Source organism: Pseudoalteromonas holothuriae (genome assembly GCF_945859825.1).
Lineage (GTDB): Bacteria > Pseudomonadota > Gammaproteobacteria > Enterobacterales > Alteromonadaceae > Pseudoalteromonas > Pseudoalteromonas holothuriae.
The window spans coordinates 50154-65483 of the sequence record NZ_CAMAPC010000006.1; the positions used below are offsets into that span (position 1 = coordinate 50154).

Genomic DNA, 15330 nt, shown 5'->3' on the forward strand with positions numbered 1-15330 from the left:
AATTTGGGAGAATGTATCAGCTCGTGAAAATTTGGACAGTGGCAAACCAAAAAGGGGGAGTAGGGAAAACAACTACTACAGTGAGCTTGGGAGGAATATTAGCTCTGCAAGGGAAGCGAGTACTGTTAATTGATACTGATCCTCACGCATCTTTAACTTATTATTTCGGTATAGATTCTGAAGAGCTGGAAGTTAGTGTTTATGATATTTTTGCTCGAGGCAATGCAATGCAAAGTGAAGAGATTTTGCAAGCATTGTGCCCTTCGACGATAGATAATTTGGACATATTGCCTGCAACTATGGCAATTGCAACATTAGATAGAAGCATGGGCAATCGGGCAGGGATGGGGCTGGTATTAAAAAAAGCGCTGGAAAAGATTAGCGAGCATTACGACTATGCAATATTAGATTGTCCCCCTGTACTAGGGGTTTTGATGGTCAACGCACTGGCTGCCAGTGAACGAATATTGATACCCGTACAAACCGAATTTTTGGCACTTAAGGGGCTGGATAGGATGATGCGGACAATGGAATTAATGCAAAGTTCGCAATCTAAGAAATATCAATATACCATAGTACCTACTATGTATGATAAGCGCACGAAGGCTTCGTTAGAGGCATACAAGAATTTATTATCCAATTATAAAGAATATGTTTGGCCCGGTGTTATTCCTGTGGATACTAAGTTTCGAGATGCGAGCCTAGCGCAAAAAGTTCCAATTGAGTATTGTCCAAAATCTCGAGGGGTGTTTGCTTATCGTGCTTTATTGGATTATTTGCTGCAGGTCAATTAGAGGTATAGATGAGTAAACAGTTGTTTGCTAATGAAAAAGTAATGAAACAATATTTGGGTGCGCTACTGAATGAAGAAGAGCCTGAAGATAGTTCGTTGCTACCTGTTGCTAAGTTACTTGAACAAGTTCCAGATGTATCCGAGCAACCACAGGATGTTATAAAAGAAGCACCGATAAAAAAACAAGTTGTAGAAGCGAAGTTAAAGCCGATTGTTACGCAGGAAATCCCTGAAGAACAAACAAAAAATCTTGAGATAACAGAAAATAATACTATTATCAAAGAATCGGCTGAAGTATCAAATCAATTAGTTAGCGCAAAGGAAGCTTACGGTGAAAATGAGTTCCAAGCGTTGTTTTTTGAAGTGGCGGGGCTCACTCTTGCGGTACCTTTAAAATCATTGGGTGGAATTCATCAATTAGGTGAAGTTAATCAACTCTTTGGTAAGCCAAAATGGTTTAAAGGGGTAATGTTAAATCGCGATGAAAAATTAAATGTAGTTGATACAGCACGATGGGTTATGCCTGAAAAATTTTCCCCAGAATTGGAAGAGGGACTTGATTACCAATATTTAATCACTTTAGGTGATAGCCCCTGGGGTTTATTAGCGGAAAACTTGGTTAATAACATTACTTTACGGCCAGATGATGTAAAATGGCGTACGGGAGATGGTAAGAGACCATGGCTAGCAGGCGTCATAAAAGAAAAAATGTGCGCTTTGATTGATGTAGAAAATTTAAACCGCTTGCTTGAGCAAGGCCTCGATAGTCGAGAGCAGTAAATAAGATCTTTTTGGAGTTGAACTATGAGCCAAGATAGACTACTTTCCGCAGACAAGAATGCCGATAGTAATGATGAAGTTCTTCAATGGGTGACGTATAAGCTCGAGGATGAAACATACGGTATAAATGTAATGCAGGTGCAAGAAGTATTGCGTTATACTGAAATAGCACCGGTTCCCGGCGCACCAGCATACGTTTTGGGTATAATAAACTTACGCGGTAACGTAGTGACGGTGATAGATACGCGAGCGCGTTTTGGTTTAGTTAGCTCTGAAGTAACTGACAATTCTCGTATTGTGATCATTGAAGCTGAGAAACAAGTGATTGGTATATTAGTCGACAGCGTTGCAGAGGTTGTTTACTTACGTAGTTCTGAAATAGACAGTGCTCCAAATATAGGCACAGAAGAAAGTGCTAAGTTTATCCAGGGCGTATCTAATCGTGAAGGCGAATTATTGATCCTTGTCGATTTGAATAAACTACTCAATGATGATGAGTGGGATGAATTGAGTCATATATAAGTTGTGGAAGTAGTAAACAATAATATTATCTTACTGGTATTGGTTGCCTCAAGTCTATTGGTTGTTGTATGTTTGGGGCTGATTTTTATGTTAAGTAAACGCCTAGGCTACAGTCAGCAGGAAGTCTTTGCCCTCACTCATAAGATTAAAGATACCCATGATCAAACGGCAATTTTACGAAGTGAAATTGCAGAGGTTCGTAGCAGCTTGATGAGTATTGGAAAGCGACTCGTTGCTTGTGAAAGTTATGCTAAAGAATTGGCACAACAACAAGCTGTGCAAAAGTACGATGATCCCGATGCAAAAATTTATTCACGTGCGGTCAAAATGATTGAGCTGGGAGCTGACTTGCAAGAGATAATGCGTGAATGTGAACTACCTCGTGCAGAGGCAGAGTTATTGATGTCTTTACATCAAAAATCGTAATTACGCTTTTATGTCTAATTTGTTACTGAACCCTTGCCAGCCAGGTGGAAATTTCCCACGCAAAACATACGAAAAAGCAATGAGCTCTGCGATTACATAGTAGAGCTCTTTTGGGATCTCTTCATGTAAATCTAGTTTACTCAGCGTGTTTGCCAACTCAGCGTCTTCATGTATCATAATTCCCTTTTCATTTGCCAGAGCAACTATTTCATCTGCAAGTTCACCAAAGCCTTTACACGCAACGTGGGGTGAGCTGCCAGCCTCATATAACAATCCGATCGCCGTTTTTTGTTTCATTGTCTTACTTCCTAAACCTTGATGTTAACAATTGCATGATGTTCATAGAATGTATGTAACTGTTGAGCATCTTCGTTAAGTACTATCTCATTGACTTGAAGGCCATGAGCACAGAGTTTCCGTCGTAAAGCATCAAGATGAGGCTCTGCCATGTCACATACCTGTTTGCTGTTACCGATTATTTCACATTCAAGCGCTTTGTCCATAAGTTCAGCATGCGCACTAAGCTTACCCATGTTTGCATAATCAAAGTTTAAACGCACAAACCAAACTGTTTTTTCAGGCATTTTTGCTTTTGCAGGCTTTTTATATTGACCAATTTGTAGCTCCGTTTGTCTACATTCAGCTGGTACTTTCATTGGCATAAGGAGATTAAGTAATAGCTGGGTTTCACTTTCTATCTTTTGAGTAGTTGGTGGCGTAAGTTGTACACTGGATGAAAAACTATTTTGTAGCTGTGATAACTCAGCTAATAAGTTGCTATTCAATTGCTGAAGATGTGGCACCAGCTGTTTGGCAGATACATTTTTTGAATTTGGTAATAAGGTTTCAAGTAAAGTGTTAAGGCGCTGACTTTGGTCATTACTCTCAGGCATTGATTGTGCTGACAATGCTTTGGGTGAGGCCAGTAAAGTAACTAGAAGTTTATCCAGTGCCTGCATAAAGCTATTGGCCATTACCAAAGGTGCAGATTGTGTGTTGGTATTTACTAACCCAGGGACCATGCTATTTAACTCGCTAGCTACAAGGCTAGCAGAGATATTATTTGCATCAATCATACGGCTAAATGCTTGGTGTACAAGTTTTGACATATCAACCGACTGGGGATGCTTATATTGACTGAGTTGTGATATTTTTTCACTGATTGCTTGATTGTTTATGGGTTTTAGGGCTGATGTGTCGGATTGGTTGATAAGTTTAAGCAGTGGCTCAAATAACATTCTTTCAATTGGAAGACTCGCTTTGTACAAACTGTTGAGTTGTCTAGGATATGGTAACGGTCGGTTTATGTTATCACGAACGCTCACATCATTATCAGTAGGCAAGTGCGTCTTGTTTGTTTGTAATGGTGTTTTTAGTTGATTTGAATTTAAGCTTGATAACATAGGTTGAGTGAGCGGAGTTTGTAATTGTGCGGCCACATTTTTACCCAATAATTTGCTATTTTCATCTTTTGGCGTCGTATTACGATGAATAATCGGGGCTAATACATTTTTTAGCTGCGCGACTAATTTTACAATAGGTGGCAGTGTTTGCGTTTGCATCGGAGGTTGACGAAGCATCAGTGGCAGAGCATCTTGTTTGACTATTGCTTGGTTGGTGCTTGGCTGAGATACATGTAATGCGCTTTGTGCTTTATTTACCTGTTTAAATGGTTTTGTTAACCATTGGCCAATTGCCTGTTCTACTGCTTGTTTAATATCTTGAAGGGTAATGTTAAACATTGGCTTCGCGTAATTTAAGGTATGCAGGTTTGCTACGGTGTCAGTATTTCTCACTGGGGGGATGTGGGCCACTTGATTTAACTTACCTTTTACTGATTGCTTTAAATCAATGCTGCGTTGCTCACTTGATGTTTTTATTTCTATACCCTGTATATTGGTTTGTAACTTGGCATGTTGCCATTTTAGCGGACCTATTTGTGGTGCACTGCTGAGGTTACTAATCGGTAAGCTTAGGGGCTGTTGCTGCGAAGAAAACTTAACTTGCAGGGCATGTTTTTCAACTAATATCAACGGTCTTTTGCCGAGCACGGCCAGTTGCTCAGCAACCTTTTGTTTACTTAATACACTACTAAATAGTTGATCTGCAAAACCGTTGAGCAGCTTAAGTTGAACTTTATTTTCATTTGCTTGTAGTTGTGCAACTAACTTATGCTCACTATGGAGGATCTTTGCAAGAGAGGGATCTAATGCCAATTTGATTCCCAGTTGTTCCAGTAAAAGCTGTGGGTTTGACCCTGTGTGCACACGAGCATTGGTGATTAAGCTTGATTCTGCCACTCCCCCTTTAAGCAACGTAAGGAGTGATAGAAGATCATTCGCAGCCTTAATATTAATAACTTGGTCAACACTCTTTATAGTCAGTGTTTGACCATTATTATTTAACGTTATATATGCTTCGTTCAAACGAAGTGGCAGTTGGTTTGCGTTTTTGGTTGCCAAGCGAATGGTTTGCCAGCGGCCATTTATTTCAACATCCATTTGTAATGAATCAGATTTGATTTGCACATTATGCGCAACAAACTGACTAGATTGTTTGCTGAGGTCAATATTTGTACGGCCTTCGCTTAAAGCTGCGTTTGCATCAGGTGCTGTCGAATATTGAATAGAAATCGGTGGCTTATTCATTATTTTAAATCAAATTTCCGTTAATCGGTCGCAAGGCGTTATTCGTATTACCATACCATTATGGTAGACTAACGCCCAATTTTGGGTAATGAGAATAACCAATTTGCTAGAGATTAAATCTGTTACTTGTACTAAACAAGAGCGTTGTCTGTTTGAGTCGCTAAGCTTCTTTTTGGGAGCTGGGGAGATTCTGCAAATTGAGGGCCCAAATGGTGCAGGTAAAACGTCACTGTTACGTATTATTGCAGGCTTTGCACGACCAGATGAGGGTGAAATATTTTTTGATACAAAGCCAATTAGCCAATACTACGATGAGTTTGCCGCTCAGCTATTGTTTATTGGTCACAAGAGCGGTGTAAATGGTCAACTAAGTGCATATGAAAATGTGTGCCATTGGTTACAAGTACATGGTTATAAAGTAGATGAACAAGCTTATGAGCTGTTATCCAAGCTTGGCTTAGTTGGATTAGAAGACGCACCTGTGCGGACACTTTCAGCGGGGCAACAGCGACGTGTTGCGTTGGTAAGGTTATGGTTGAATGATGCAAAGCTTTGGGTGTTAGATGAACCATTCACAGCACTTGATAAAAAGGGTGTAATACTTTTACAAGGGCAATTTGCTAAGCACCTCGCAAAAGGTGGGTCTATTTTATTGACTACGCACCAAGACTTAACGACACATTTTGACGCGCTTAAAACACTTGTTTTGGAGTATCAGTTCTGATGATGAATCACTCCTACTGGCAGCTATTTATTAGTGTTTATAAAAAAGATGTGACGCTGGCTTTTAGACAACGCTCAGAGATTGTTAATCCACTGCTGTTTTTTTTGATTGTGATTACTTTATTCCCTTTGGCTATAGGTCCAGAACCTGCACTTTTGACTCGAATGGCGCCTGGTATTATTTGGGTAGCAGCATTACTTTCTACTATGTTAGGGTTAGATAAACTATTTAGAGATGACTTTAATGATGGTTCTTTAGAGCAGTTAATAGCCTCTCCTTATCCGTTACCGCTGTCTGTATTGGCTAAAGTCTTAGCGCATTGGACAACAACTGGCTTACCTATGGTGCTCATGGCACCGGTGTTTGCTCTACTAATGAACTTAGAAGCTCAAGCCCTTAGCGCGACAGTACTGACGCTTTTAATTGGTACTCCATTGCTGAGCTTTATTGGCGCAATTGGCGCTGGGCTTACTGTGGGCTTACAAAAGGGAGGAATACTGATGAGCTTACTGGTCTTGCCTCTTTACATCCCTGTACTAATTTTTGCGACGTCCGCCATTGATACCAGTAGCATGTCTTTAGCGTATGGTGGACAACTAGCAATCCTCGGTGCCATGCTGGCTATTGCCTGCGTATGTGCACCGATAGCAATATCGTCAGCATTAAAAGTGAGTGTAAATTAACATGTGGAAATGGTTACATCCCTATGCAAAAGCAGAGCGTGCGTATCAGTTGTGTAACACGCTGTTGCCGTACTTTGCAGTTATCACCTTAGTATGTTTAGTTATTGGTTGGGTTTGGGGGCTTGCCTATGCGCCTGCAGATTATCAACAAAAAGATAGCTATCGCATTATTTTTATTCACGTGCCATCGGCTATCTTGTCAATGGGAGCGTACTCATCAATGGCGATAGCGGCCATTATAGCTCTAGTATGGCAAATTCGTAATGCTGAACTGGCCGTGATTTCTATAGCACCTGTCGGCGCTGCTATGACTGCTATTGCACTTTTAACCGGTGCCGCATGGGGTAAGCCAATGTGGGGCGCATGGTGGGTGTGGGATGCTCGTTTAACGTCTGAACTCATTCTCTTGTTTTTATATTTTGGTGTTTTGTCTTTATATCACGCTTTTGAAGACAAAAAATCAGCAGGGCGTGCCGCATGTATCCTAGCAGTTGTTGGTGTGATTAATCTTCCGATTATTCATTTTTCTGTAGAATGGTGGAATACATTACATCAAGGTTCTACTATCACTAAATTTGATACATCAGCAATAGACCCTTCAATGCTTTGGCCATTACTTATTAATATAGTGGCGTTTGCAGGGTTTGTTGGGTTGGTTACATTGATCAGATTGAAAAATGAGATCATACAACATGAAAAGCACCGTCCGTGGGTGCGTGAACTAGTTGGTCGAGGTGAGTGATGCAATTTGAATCATTTAGTGAGTTTTTAGCCATGGGCGGCTATGGCTTTTATGTTTGGCTATCTTTTGGTAGCTGCAGTGCAATTTTGTTGGCAATTTTTATTAGTTCGTTGCGAGATGGTTATAAACTGCGTGATGAAGTTCGTGCCCAGATGCGCCGAGAAGAGCGCATTAAACAAGCAAAGCAACAGGAGCAGGTATGAATCCAAGAAGAAAGAAACGTCTACTTACCGTCGTTGCTATAGTTTTTGGTGTTGGGTCGGCGATTGGTTTGATGTTGTATGCTTTGCAAGAAAACATCAATCTATTTTATACCCCAAGTGAACTAATCAATGGTAAAGGTGAAAGTCACGAGAAGCCATTTATTGGTCAAAAGCTAAGAATTGGTGGCATGGTTGTTCCGGGTACTGTTGAGCGAGATGAAGATAGCTTGGATGTGAGCTTTAAACTAGCAGATACAGGCCCTACAGTGACTATCCGTTACCATGGGATTTTGCCTGATCTATTTAGAGAGGGTCAGGGTATTGTCGCTCAAGGTACATTGGTTGAAACCAATGTTATTGAGGCATTTGAGGTACTGGCTAAACATGATGAAGAATATATGCCCCCAGAAGTCGCTGAAGCACTTAAGGGTATTAAGCATGAGAAGCCAAAGTACAACTTAGGAAACGAGAACTAATATGATCCCTGAAATTGGTTATTTTTCACTTGTCCTAGCAATGGCACTGAGTTTATTGTTATGTATTTTTCCACTATGGGGTGCACACACAGGTAATTTGCGCTTAATGCGGGCTGCACCGTCATTAGCTGTCGGCCAGTGTGTGTTTGTGTTGTTCTCTTTTGCGGTTTTAATTTATGTTACCTTAACCGATGATTTTACTGTCGCTTATGTAGCGCATCATTCAAGTAGTACCTTACCTTGGTATTATAAAATCACGTCGACCTGGGGTGGGCACGAAGGTGCTATTTTACTGTGGCTCGTAATGCAAACATCATGGACTGCTGTTGTCGCTTTGATGTCTAATTCTATCCCTTGGGTATTGCGTGCAAGAGTGTTAGGTGTTTTAGGGTTTCTAGGCGTAGGGTTTATGTTATATACGCTTTGGATGTCTAGCCCATTTGAGCGTTTATTGCCTTATTATCCAGTGGAAGGTCGAGATTTAAATCCACTATTGCAAGACCCAGGTATGATCATACACCCGCCTCTGCTGTATATGGGTTATGTTGGACTTTCTGTCTCTTTTTCATTTGCTATTGCGGCATTACTGACAGGTAAATTAGATAATACCTGGGCTAAATGGTCTCGACCTTGGACTATTGTTGCTTGGGCTTTTTTGACACTAGGCATCACCATTGGTAGCTGGTGGGCGTATGCTGAACTTGGCTGGGGCGGCTGGTGGTTTTGGGATCCGGTTGAAAATGCATCTTTGATGCCATGGCTTGTGGCAACAGCACTGCTACATTCTCTCGCTGTAACTGAAAAACGCGGCGTATTCAAGTCTTGGACCGTGTTATTGGCTATCACGGCTTTTAGCTTATGTTTGTTGGGCACCTTTATCGTTCGATCGGGCATTATAGTATCTGTACATGCCTTTGCGACTGACCCTGACAGAGGGTTATATATACTGTTGTTTCTTGGCGTGGTGGTTGGCGGCAGTTTAGCGTTATATGCAGCGCGTGTATCGCAGGTTAAAAGTGAAGGCCGATATCAACTCTTCTCACGCGAAGTGGCGCTTTGGGTCAATAATATATTTCTTGTTGTTGCTACTTTAGTGGTGTTTTTGGGCACCTTGCTTCCTATGATCCACAAAGAGTTAGGTTTAGGCTCAATTTCTATTGGAGTACCGTTTTTTAATCAAATGTTTGCCATTTTAATCGTCCCTTTTGCAATTTTAATGGGCTTGGCGCCAATGCTTCGCTGGAAGCAAAATAAACTCTCATTACTTGTTAAAAAATGGCTAGTGGTATTCGTAGTAACAATAGTTATTACATCTGCATGGTTATTTGGTAATTATGAAGTGGTTAAACCGCTGACTTTCTTAGCCACTGCGCTGGCGGTTTGGATTGTACTGGCAACAGGATTAGATATTTTGCAAAAAGTATCTTTACCCGAGAACTTGGCAGAAGGGTTCAAACGTCAAGGCTTGAGTTATTGGGCAATGGTGTCAGGTCATGTTGGTATTGCTTTTGTGATTGCTGGTGTCACATTAACTTCCGCTTATTCAGTTGAGCGTTCAGTGCGCATGCAACCGGGAGATACTGCATCGTTGAATGAATACGTTTATCGTTTTGAGGGTGTTAAAGAAATTGTTGGACCAAATTATAGTGGCCATGCAGGAGTTGTAACGGTTTTAAAAAATAATCAAGTCGTTACCGAGTTATATGCAGAGAAACGTTTATACACCATTGGTATGCAATTTATGACAGAAGCAGCGATTGACGACGGTTTCTTTCGAGACTTGTATTTGGCTCTTGGTGAGCAGTTAAGCCAAGGAGCTTGGTCGTTGCGTATTTATCACAAGCCATACGTACGTTGGATGTGGTTAGGTGGGTTATTAATCGCTTTAGCAGGCTTTATGGTGGTAGCTGACAAACGATATAGAAAGGGCTCGATGCTTGATAGTAAGCAAGGAGCCAATGCATGAATCGTAAATTGCTTGGATTAATTCCGTTTCTTATTTTTACATTGCTATGCGTGTTTTTATATCAGGGGTTGTTTGGTAACCCTCGTGAGCTACAAACTGGGCGAATAGGGCATACAATGCCAAGCTTTACGTTACCAGATTTAATGGATAGTCAAAAGCAGTGGCAAAATAAAGATTTGTTGGGCGAGGTATACTTACTCAATGTCTGGGGAACTTGGTGTCCAACTTGTGTTGCAGAATTAAGCTATCTGACTGAGCTAAAAGAGCAGGGGGTCAAAATTGTAGGTTTGTATTATGAACAAGCTTATGACCCCGATTTTGGTGATCGATTCGATATAAACAAATTACGTGTCGAAGTGCAGACTATGTTGGCTAGAACTGGTAATCCTTACCAATTTAATATTCTCGATTTAGAGCGAACTCTAGCGCTAGATTTAGGCGTATCTGGTGCCCCCGAAACATTTTTAGTCGATAAGCAAGGAACGATTTTGCTGCATCATACAGGCGATATTAATCAACGTGTTTGGCGAGCTAAGTTCGCACCTAAGATCATGGAGTTAACGCAATGAAAATTGTGATGGTATTACTTTTGTTATGGTGTAGCTCAGGCTTCGCAGCAGAAGACAAATATGAATTTTCAAATCAAGAACGTGCCTCAACATTTAGGGAGCTAACACACGAGCTACGCTGCCCTAAATGTCAAAATCAAAATATTGCAGATTCAGATGCGATTGTGGCTAAAGACCTGCGTGATAAGGTTTTGAACTTAGTTAATGAAGGTAAGAGTAAGCAAGAAGTCATTGATTATATGATAGACCGATATGGGTACTTTGTGCATTATCAGCCACCAGTTACCCCTGCTACAATCATTCTTTGGGTGTTACCAATACTAATCGTTATTATTGGCTTTGGGGTTATTGTATTTAGGCATAAGAAGGCATCAAGTAAGCAAACTTGGAGCCCAGAAGATGAGCAACAGCTTACAAAATTAATTCAGCAATATCAGCGTAGGGAGCAATAGTGATGACCGGTATTATGCAAATGTGGGGTATGTTTGCGTTACTCACATTATTGGCCATATTGTTTGTTGTTGTGCCATTTCTGCGTCGTGAGAAAGTATTAAAAGTTGACAATGAAGCGAATGCGCAGCGCATTGATATTTATCAACAGCGATTTAATGAACTACAAGTAGAGCTTGATAACCAAAGAATTGATACACAGTTATATCAAGAGTCGATTTTAGAATTAAAGCGCCGTTTGCTTAATGAGTTGTCTCCTGAAAAGCAGTTAAATAGTAAAGGTAATAACCGCATATTTGCGCTCACAGGCTTGCTATTTACACTAGCTGTAAGTGGGGTTTTTTATCAATTTATGGGTAGTCAACAACAAATCGAAAATTGGTATGATGCAATAGAAAAACTACCAGAGTATGGGGAACGAGCAGTATTACAACAAGGTGAGGTTTTATCAGCAAACGAATTACAAGCTTTCGCTTTAGGTTTGCGTACTAAGCTTGCTAACAGTGGCGATGACGCTGTAGCATGGATGTTGCTAGGCCGTGTTGCTATGTCATTGAATGATTATCAAATGGCTAAACAGGCATTTGATAAAGCATTAAAAATGGACCCCAATAACCATAATATTTTAATCAACTATAGCCAAGTGCTACTGATTGAAGGCTCTGAAGCAGGCATGAATCGCGCTGCGCGTTTACTTGCTAAGGTGCTAAAAAGTGAGCCGACAAATATCGACGCAATTTCTTTGCTCGCGTTAATTGCTTATGAAAAACAAGACTGGTTAGAGGCAAAAACCGCTTTTGAAGTGCTGCTTGCTAACATGCAAAAAAATGACCCTAGATATGCCATGATTGAACAGCGTATTGCACAAATTGAAGAAAAAATAACACCGGTACAGCAGGCTAAGCCTATAAGTTTAACCGTTAAGGTGGCGCTGGATAGTACCTTACAAACACAGTTGCCAGAGCAAGGCACTTTATTTGTTTTTGCTAAAGCGGTAGATGGACCCGCTATGCCACTTGCAGTAGCGAAGCTTACAAATTTTAACTTGCCTTTGACTGTCACCTTAGACGATAGTATGGCTATGATGCCAAGCTTAAAGCTTTCTAATTATCAGGATGTTGTTATAACTGCCCGTATATCAAAAGATAGTAGTGTGATGACACAAGAAGGTGAGCTGGAAGGGTTAAGTCAGATAATTTCATTAGCTGAGAACAGCAAAGAGGCTTTTGTAGAGATTAATCGGATTATATCAAGCACAGGAAAGTAAATGTTTAAGCCATTTTTAGCTGCCTTTGCAGCCGTTGTAATTTGTGGATGTAGTAGTATTCCTATCGAGAAACAGGATGATCGAGATCCATTGCAAACACTCAATAGACCTATATATGATTTTAATATGGATGTGATAGATTCATATATTTTGCGCCCCGTTACCGTTGGATATGTTGCTATAACCCCACAGCCAGTGCGAACTGGCTTAGTGAATTTTACGACAAATTTAACAACGCCTACCGATGCTATCAATGCGGCCTTGCAAGGAAAGCCAGAAAGTTTGGGAATAAATACGGCGCGCTTTTTGATCAACTCAACCGTTGGAGTGCTAGGCTTGTTTGATGTAGCCAGCAGTTTAGGTCTTAAGCATCATGATGAAGATTTTGGACAAACGTTAGGAGTTTGGGGGGTTGGGGATGGCGCTTATTTAATGCTTCCGGGTATGGGGCCATCAACATTAAGAAATTTAACCGGAGATGTAGTTGATAATGTCGTTTTACCTGAAATTGCTTTAACAACACCACAAACAATTGCTGTATTTGCATTCAAAGCAATTGAAACAAGAGCGCAGTTAATGGCGCAAGAAAAGTTGCTACATGAGTCTTTGGACCCTTATATATTTGTAAAAGATGTGTATTTCCAAAGGCAATTATACGAACTTTACGATGGTAATCCACCAATTAAAGAAGAGCCGGAAGATTTCGATGAGGATTTTTTAGAAAATTTATAATTGAGATTTAAAGGAGATAGGCTGGCGACGGGCAGTGCCAGCCTATTATAGTTGGGAGAGTAGGCTCCCATAAATTAGTTACTAGTGGATTACACCATTTTGTTTTTGTTTGCGAACAAAACCAAGATTATTGAGCTTTTCTACTAAAACGGATGGGTCATCTAATTTTTTCGCTGTAGACTCATTTCTTAAAAAATGGTCATCAGGCACATTGTGTAAGTCGAGCATTTTATTAAAAAGAATGCTTCGCATTGTCAGCGCTGTCATTCCGTTATCCTGAATTTCATCAAGACGTCCTTGCAGTTCAGAAAATGGCCCAGATTGTACATCATCAACAACCGCAGCGAAGTGATTTACCTGTTTATTTTTTAGCATAATAGCCTTCTCCCGGAAAACATCCAATTGTCATAGTTAACAGCGTCCATCATATTTTTTGTGTTAAAAATAGATACTTACACCTTTCAAGTTGAAAACAGTGTACTCTGTTTTTAGGGCAGATTACTAACTTGGATGTAAAGCTTTGTAAATCGAGTAATGAACGTTTTAAAGTGGCTTACATAAAATGGTTTAGACATCTAGAAGTAAGATATTGATGAGCAAATAAAAATAGTTATCAGTACCTTTTATGGTACTGATAACAAACTTTTACATTAAGAAAATAAATTCTGTTTTACATGTTCAGCGAAGCCACTTCCAGCTTCAAGATAAAAGTTATAGGTCGAATCGACACCCATTTCTTCAAGTTCTTTTTGTTGATCGGGATAATTTGCAATAGCGGTAACTTGACCTTTAAAACCCGATGCTTTTAGTTGCTCCAGTGCGTATATATTCTGCATATGCTTGGGCATTGCGAGCATGACCATATCAACACGAGAGTGGTTTACACGCTGCCAAAAATCAGGGTCGGTTGCATCTGCTAACAATACTCTGCGGCCTCTTTGTACATGCCTATCAACTACTTCGGGCTTAATATCAACTCCAGCAATTGATCCAGGATGAGTGGCTTCAATTGTTTCATAAGCCCCAGTGCCGATACGGCCCATACCGAAAATAGCAATACGTGTATCGGTCAAGTTAACGGGCAGCTCTTCTTCTAGCCTTTTAGTGCTTTCAAACTTCAGTAAAAATGGTTCGAGTTTTACATAAACACCGTTGGCGCGTTTATTCAGTGGTGAAGCTATCACAAAGGTAATTGATACAGCGATAGCTACGACGGCTAGCCAGTCTGCTGCAATGGCACCGCTACTGGCTGCAACAGCACAAACGATCAGACCAAACTCACTGTAATTTGATAGTGTAAATGCACTGAGTAATGAGGTCCGAGCTCGTAGTTTAAACAAGTTTGTCAGTATATAGTAAAAACAAACTTTTACTGGTAACACAAGGGTAAGTAAACAAGCGATAAGTAAGGCATCAAAACTCATATTGGCATTAAGGCCAATATTTAAAAAGAACCCTACGAGTAAGATATCTTTTAGATTCATTAATGACTTTGATAGCTCACCTGCTTTTTTGTGAGGGGCGAAGAGCATACCAATAATAAGCGCGCCTAGATCTCCTTTTAAGCCTGCGAATTCAAAAGCATGATAGCCAACGACCAATGCAAAGAAAAATCCAAACAGTGGCAATAGCTCACCATGTTTAGAGCGATTCAATACCCAAAACATAACTGGCCTAAAAAGAGGCAAGGATATGAGTAATACCAAAGCCCATACGTTGGGTGTTTTACCTGTGCTAATAGCTAAAAATACGACAGCAAAGATATCTTGCATAACGAGTATACCAATAGAAATTTTGCCATGTAGGCTTGCCATTTCACCTCGTTCTTCAAGTACCTTTACAGCAAATACGGTACTTGAAAAGCTAAATGCAAAACCGACTAATAGGGCACTGGACATCGATAAATCAGTAAATAGCGGTAAGCTTAATGAACCAAGTAAAAGTAAAAGTGCTGCAAAAAAAGTACTACTCAAAACTATATGGAGGGTTGCTGGTGCCCAAACTTGTGCTTTTACAAGGTTACCAATTTTAAGCTTTAGACCAATGCTAAACAACAGCAAGGTAACACCCAAATCAGCTAATTGATTTAATAGCTCTGTACTACGATAGCCAAGTAGGTTAAGAATAAACCCAGCCATCAAAAAACCAATAAGAGGTGGTAGCTTTAATTGATATACTGAAAAGCCACAGGCAAATGCTGCAGCAAAAAACAAAAGTTCCATAGTATGTATATATTGATTTTATCTAGCTTAAGTGTATCAGAACTATCTGATTTATAAATTGAATTTTTCTTCCTTATCAAAAAAACAGGCCATGTTTTGCGTTAACTCAATAATAATACGGACGATA

General features: G+C 40.2%; 18 protein-coding genes. 14 read left to right on the plus strand and 4 right to left on the minus strand.

Annotation, left to right across the window (positions count from 1 at the left end; all coding sequences use genetic code 11):
* The first annotated feature begins 23 nt into the window (after positions 1–23).
* From OCI93_RS09615 to OCI93_RS09630, 4 genes are read left to right on the plus strand one after another with little or no spacing between them, the layout of a single operon-like run.
* Positions 24–794 (plus strand): ParA family protein, encoded by a 771-nt coding sequence (locus OCI93_RS09615; RefSeq protein WP_261592219.1) that lies wholly within the window; start codon positions 24–26, stop codon positions 792–794.
* A gap of 8 nt (positions 795–802) precedes the next feature.
* A complete protein-coding gene (locus tag OCI93_RS09620; protein WP_261592220.1) occupies positions 803–1573 on the plus strand; it encodes a chemotaxis protein CheW in 771 nt (256 codons plus the stop codon).
* Positions 1574–1597: 24 nt separating this feature from the next.
* The gene (locus OCI93_RS09625) at positions 1598–2095 is read left to right on the plus strand and encodes a chemotaxis protein CheW (protein ID WP_261592221.1); all 498 of its coding nucleotides are present in this window, start codon (positions 1598–1600) and stop codon (positions 2093–2095) included.
* A 27-nt stretch (positions 2096–2122) separates the two neighbouring features.
* On the plus strand, positions 2123–2521 hold the full coding sequence (locus OCI93_RS09630; RefSeq protein WP_410007627.1) for a DUF2802 domain-containing protein: 399 nt from the start codon (positions 2123–2125) through the stop codon (positions 2519–2521).
* Here OCI93_RS09630 and OCI93_RS09635 read toward each other — a convergent pair whose 3' ends face one another.
* Positions 2522–2818 carry an EscU/YscU/HrcU family type III secretion system export apparatus switch protein gene (locus tag OCI93_RS09635; RefSeq protein WP_261592223.1) on the minus strand — a complete coding sequence of 99 codons (297 nt, stop codon included), beginning with the start codon at positions 2816–2818 and terminating at the stop codon, positions 2522–2524.
* Between the two features lie 11 nt (positions 2819–2829).
* The gene (locus OCI93_RS09640; RefSeq protein WP_261626289.1) at positions 2830–5169 is read right to left on the minus strand and encodes a flagellar hook-length control protein FliK; all 2340 of its coding nucleotides are present in this window, start codon (positions 5167–5169) and stop codon (positions 2830–2832) included.
* An 88-nt stretch (positions 5170–5257) separates the two neighbouring features.
* Here OCI93_RS09640 and ccmA point away from each other — a divergent pair, with 88 nt between their 5' ends.
* The 10 genes from ccmA to OCI93_RS09690 are packed head-to-tail and all read left to right on the plus strand — an operon-like array spanning position 5258 to position 12981.
* Entirely contained in the window at positions 5258–5893 is a 636-nt protein-coding gene (gene ccmA / locus OCI93_RS09645; RefSeq protein ID WP_410007621.1) for a cytochrome c biogenesis heme-transporting ATPase CcmA, read from the plus strand.
* Positions 5890–6576 carry a heme exporter protein CcmB gene (ccmB, locus tag OCI93_RS09650; RefSeq protein ID WP_261592430.1) on the plus strand — a complete coding sequence of 229 codons (687 nt, stop codon included), beginning with the start codon at positions 5890–5892 and terminating at the stop codon, positions 6574–6576. Before ccmA ends, ccmB begins: the two co-directional genes overlap by 4 nt.
* 1 nt (position 6577) lies before the next feature.
* Positions 6578–7318, plus strand: coding sequence for a heme ABC transporter permease (locus OCI93_RS09655; RefSeq protein WP_261592226.1), 741 nt, complete (start codon positions 6578–6580; stop codon positions 7316–7318).
* The gene (ccmD, locus tag OCI93_RS09660; protein WP_261592227.1) at positions 7318–7521 is read left to right on the plus strand and encodes a heme exporter protein CcmD; all 204 of its coding nucleotides are present in this window, start codon (positions 7318–7320) and stop codon (positions 7519–7521) included. The genes OCI93_RS09655 and ccmD overlap by 1 nt, the downstream gene beginning before the upstream one ends.
* The gene (ccmE, locus tag OCI93_RS09665) at positions 7518–7997 is read left to right on the plus strand and encodes a cytochrome c maturation protein CcmE (protein ID WP_261592228.1); all 480 of its coding nucleotides are present in this window, start codon (positions 7518–7520) and stop codon (positions 7995–7997) included. The genes ccmD and ccmE overlap by 4 nt, the downstream gene beginning before the upstream one ends.
* Position 7998: 1 nt before the next feature.
* Entirely contained in the window at positions 7999–9963 is a 1965-nt protein-coding gene (locus OCI93_RS09670) for a heme lyase CcmF/NrfE family subunit (RefSeq protein ID WP_261626290.1), read from the plus strand.
* A complete protein-coding gene (locus OCI93_RS09675) occupies positions 9960–10532 on the plus strand; it encodes a redoxin family protein (protein ID WP_261592230.1) in 573 nt (190 codons plus the stop codon). Before OCI93_RS09670 ends, OCI93_RS09675 begins: the two co-directional genes overlap by 4 nt.
* Positions 10529–10984: a cytochrome c-type biogenesis protein gene (locus OCI93_RS09680; RefSeq protein WP_261626291.1), complete on the plus strand. Its 456-nt coding sequence runs from the start codon at positions 10529–10531 to the stop codon at positions 10982–10984. Before OCI93_RS09675 ends, OCI93_RS09680 begins: the two co-directional genes overlap by 4 nt.
* A gap of 2 nt (positions 10985–10986) precedes the next feature.
* Positions 10987–12249, plus strand: coding sequence for a c-type cytochrome biogenesis protein CcmI (ccmI, locus tag OCI93_RS09685; RefSeq protein ID WP_410007622.1), 1263 nt, complete (start codon positions 10987–10989; stop codon positions 12247–12249).
* A complete protein-coding gene (locus OCI93_RS09690; protein WP_261592232.1) occupies positions 12250–12981 on the plus strand; it encodes an MlaA family lipoprotein in 732 nt (243 codons plus the stop codon).
* Positions 12982–13062: 81 nt separating this feature from the next.
* On the opposite strand, the gene OCI93_RS09695 is transcribed toward OCI93_RS09690, so the two are convergent.
* Positions 13063–13356 (minus strand): hypothetical protein, encoded by a 294-nt coding sequence (locus OCI93_RS09695; RefSeq protein WP_261592233.1) that lies wholly within the window; start codon positions 13354–13356, stop codon positions 13063–13065.
* Between the two features lie 275 nt (positions 13357–13631).
* On the minus strand, positions 13632–15203 hold the full coding sequence (locus OCI93_RS09700; protein WP_261592234.1) for a cation:proton antiporter family protein: 1572 nt from the start codon (positions 15201–15203) through the stop codon (positions 13632–13634).
* Positions 15204–15330: the final 127 nt, after the last annotated feature.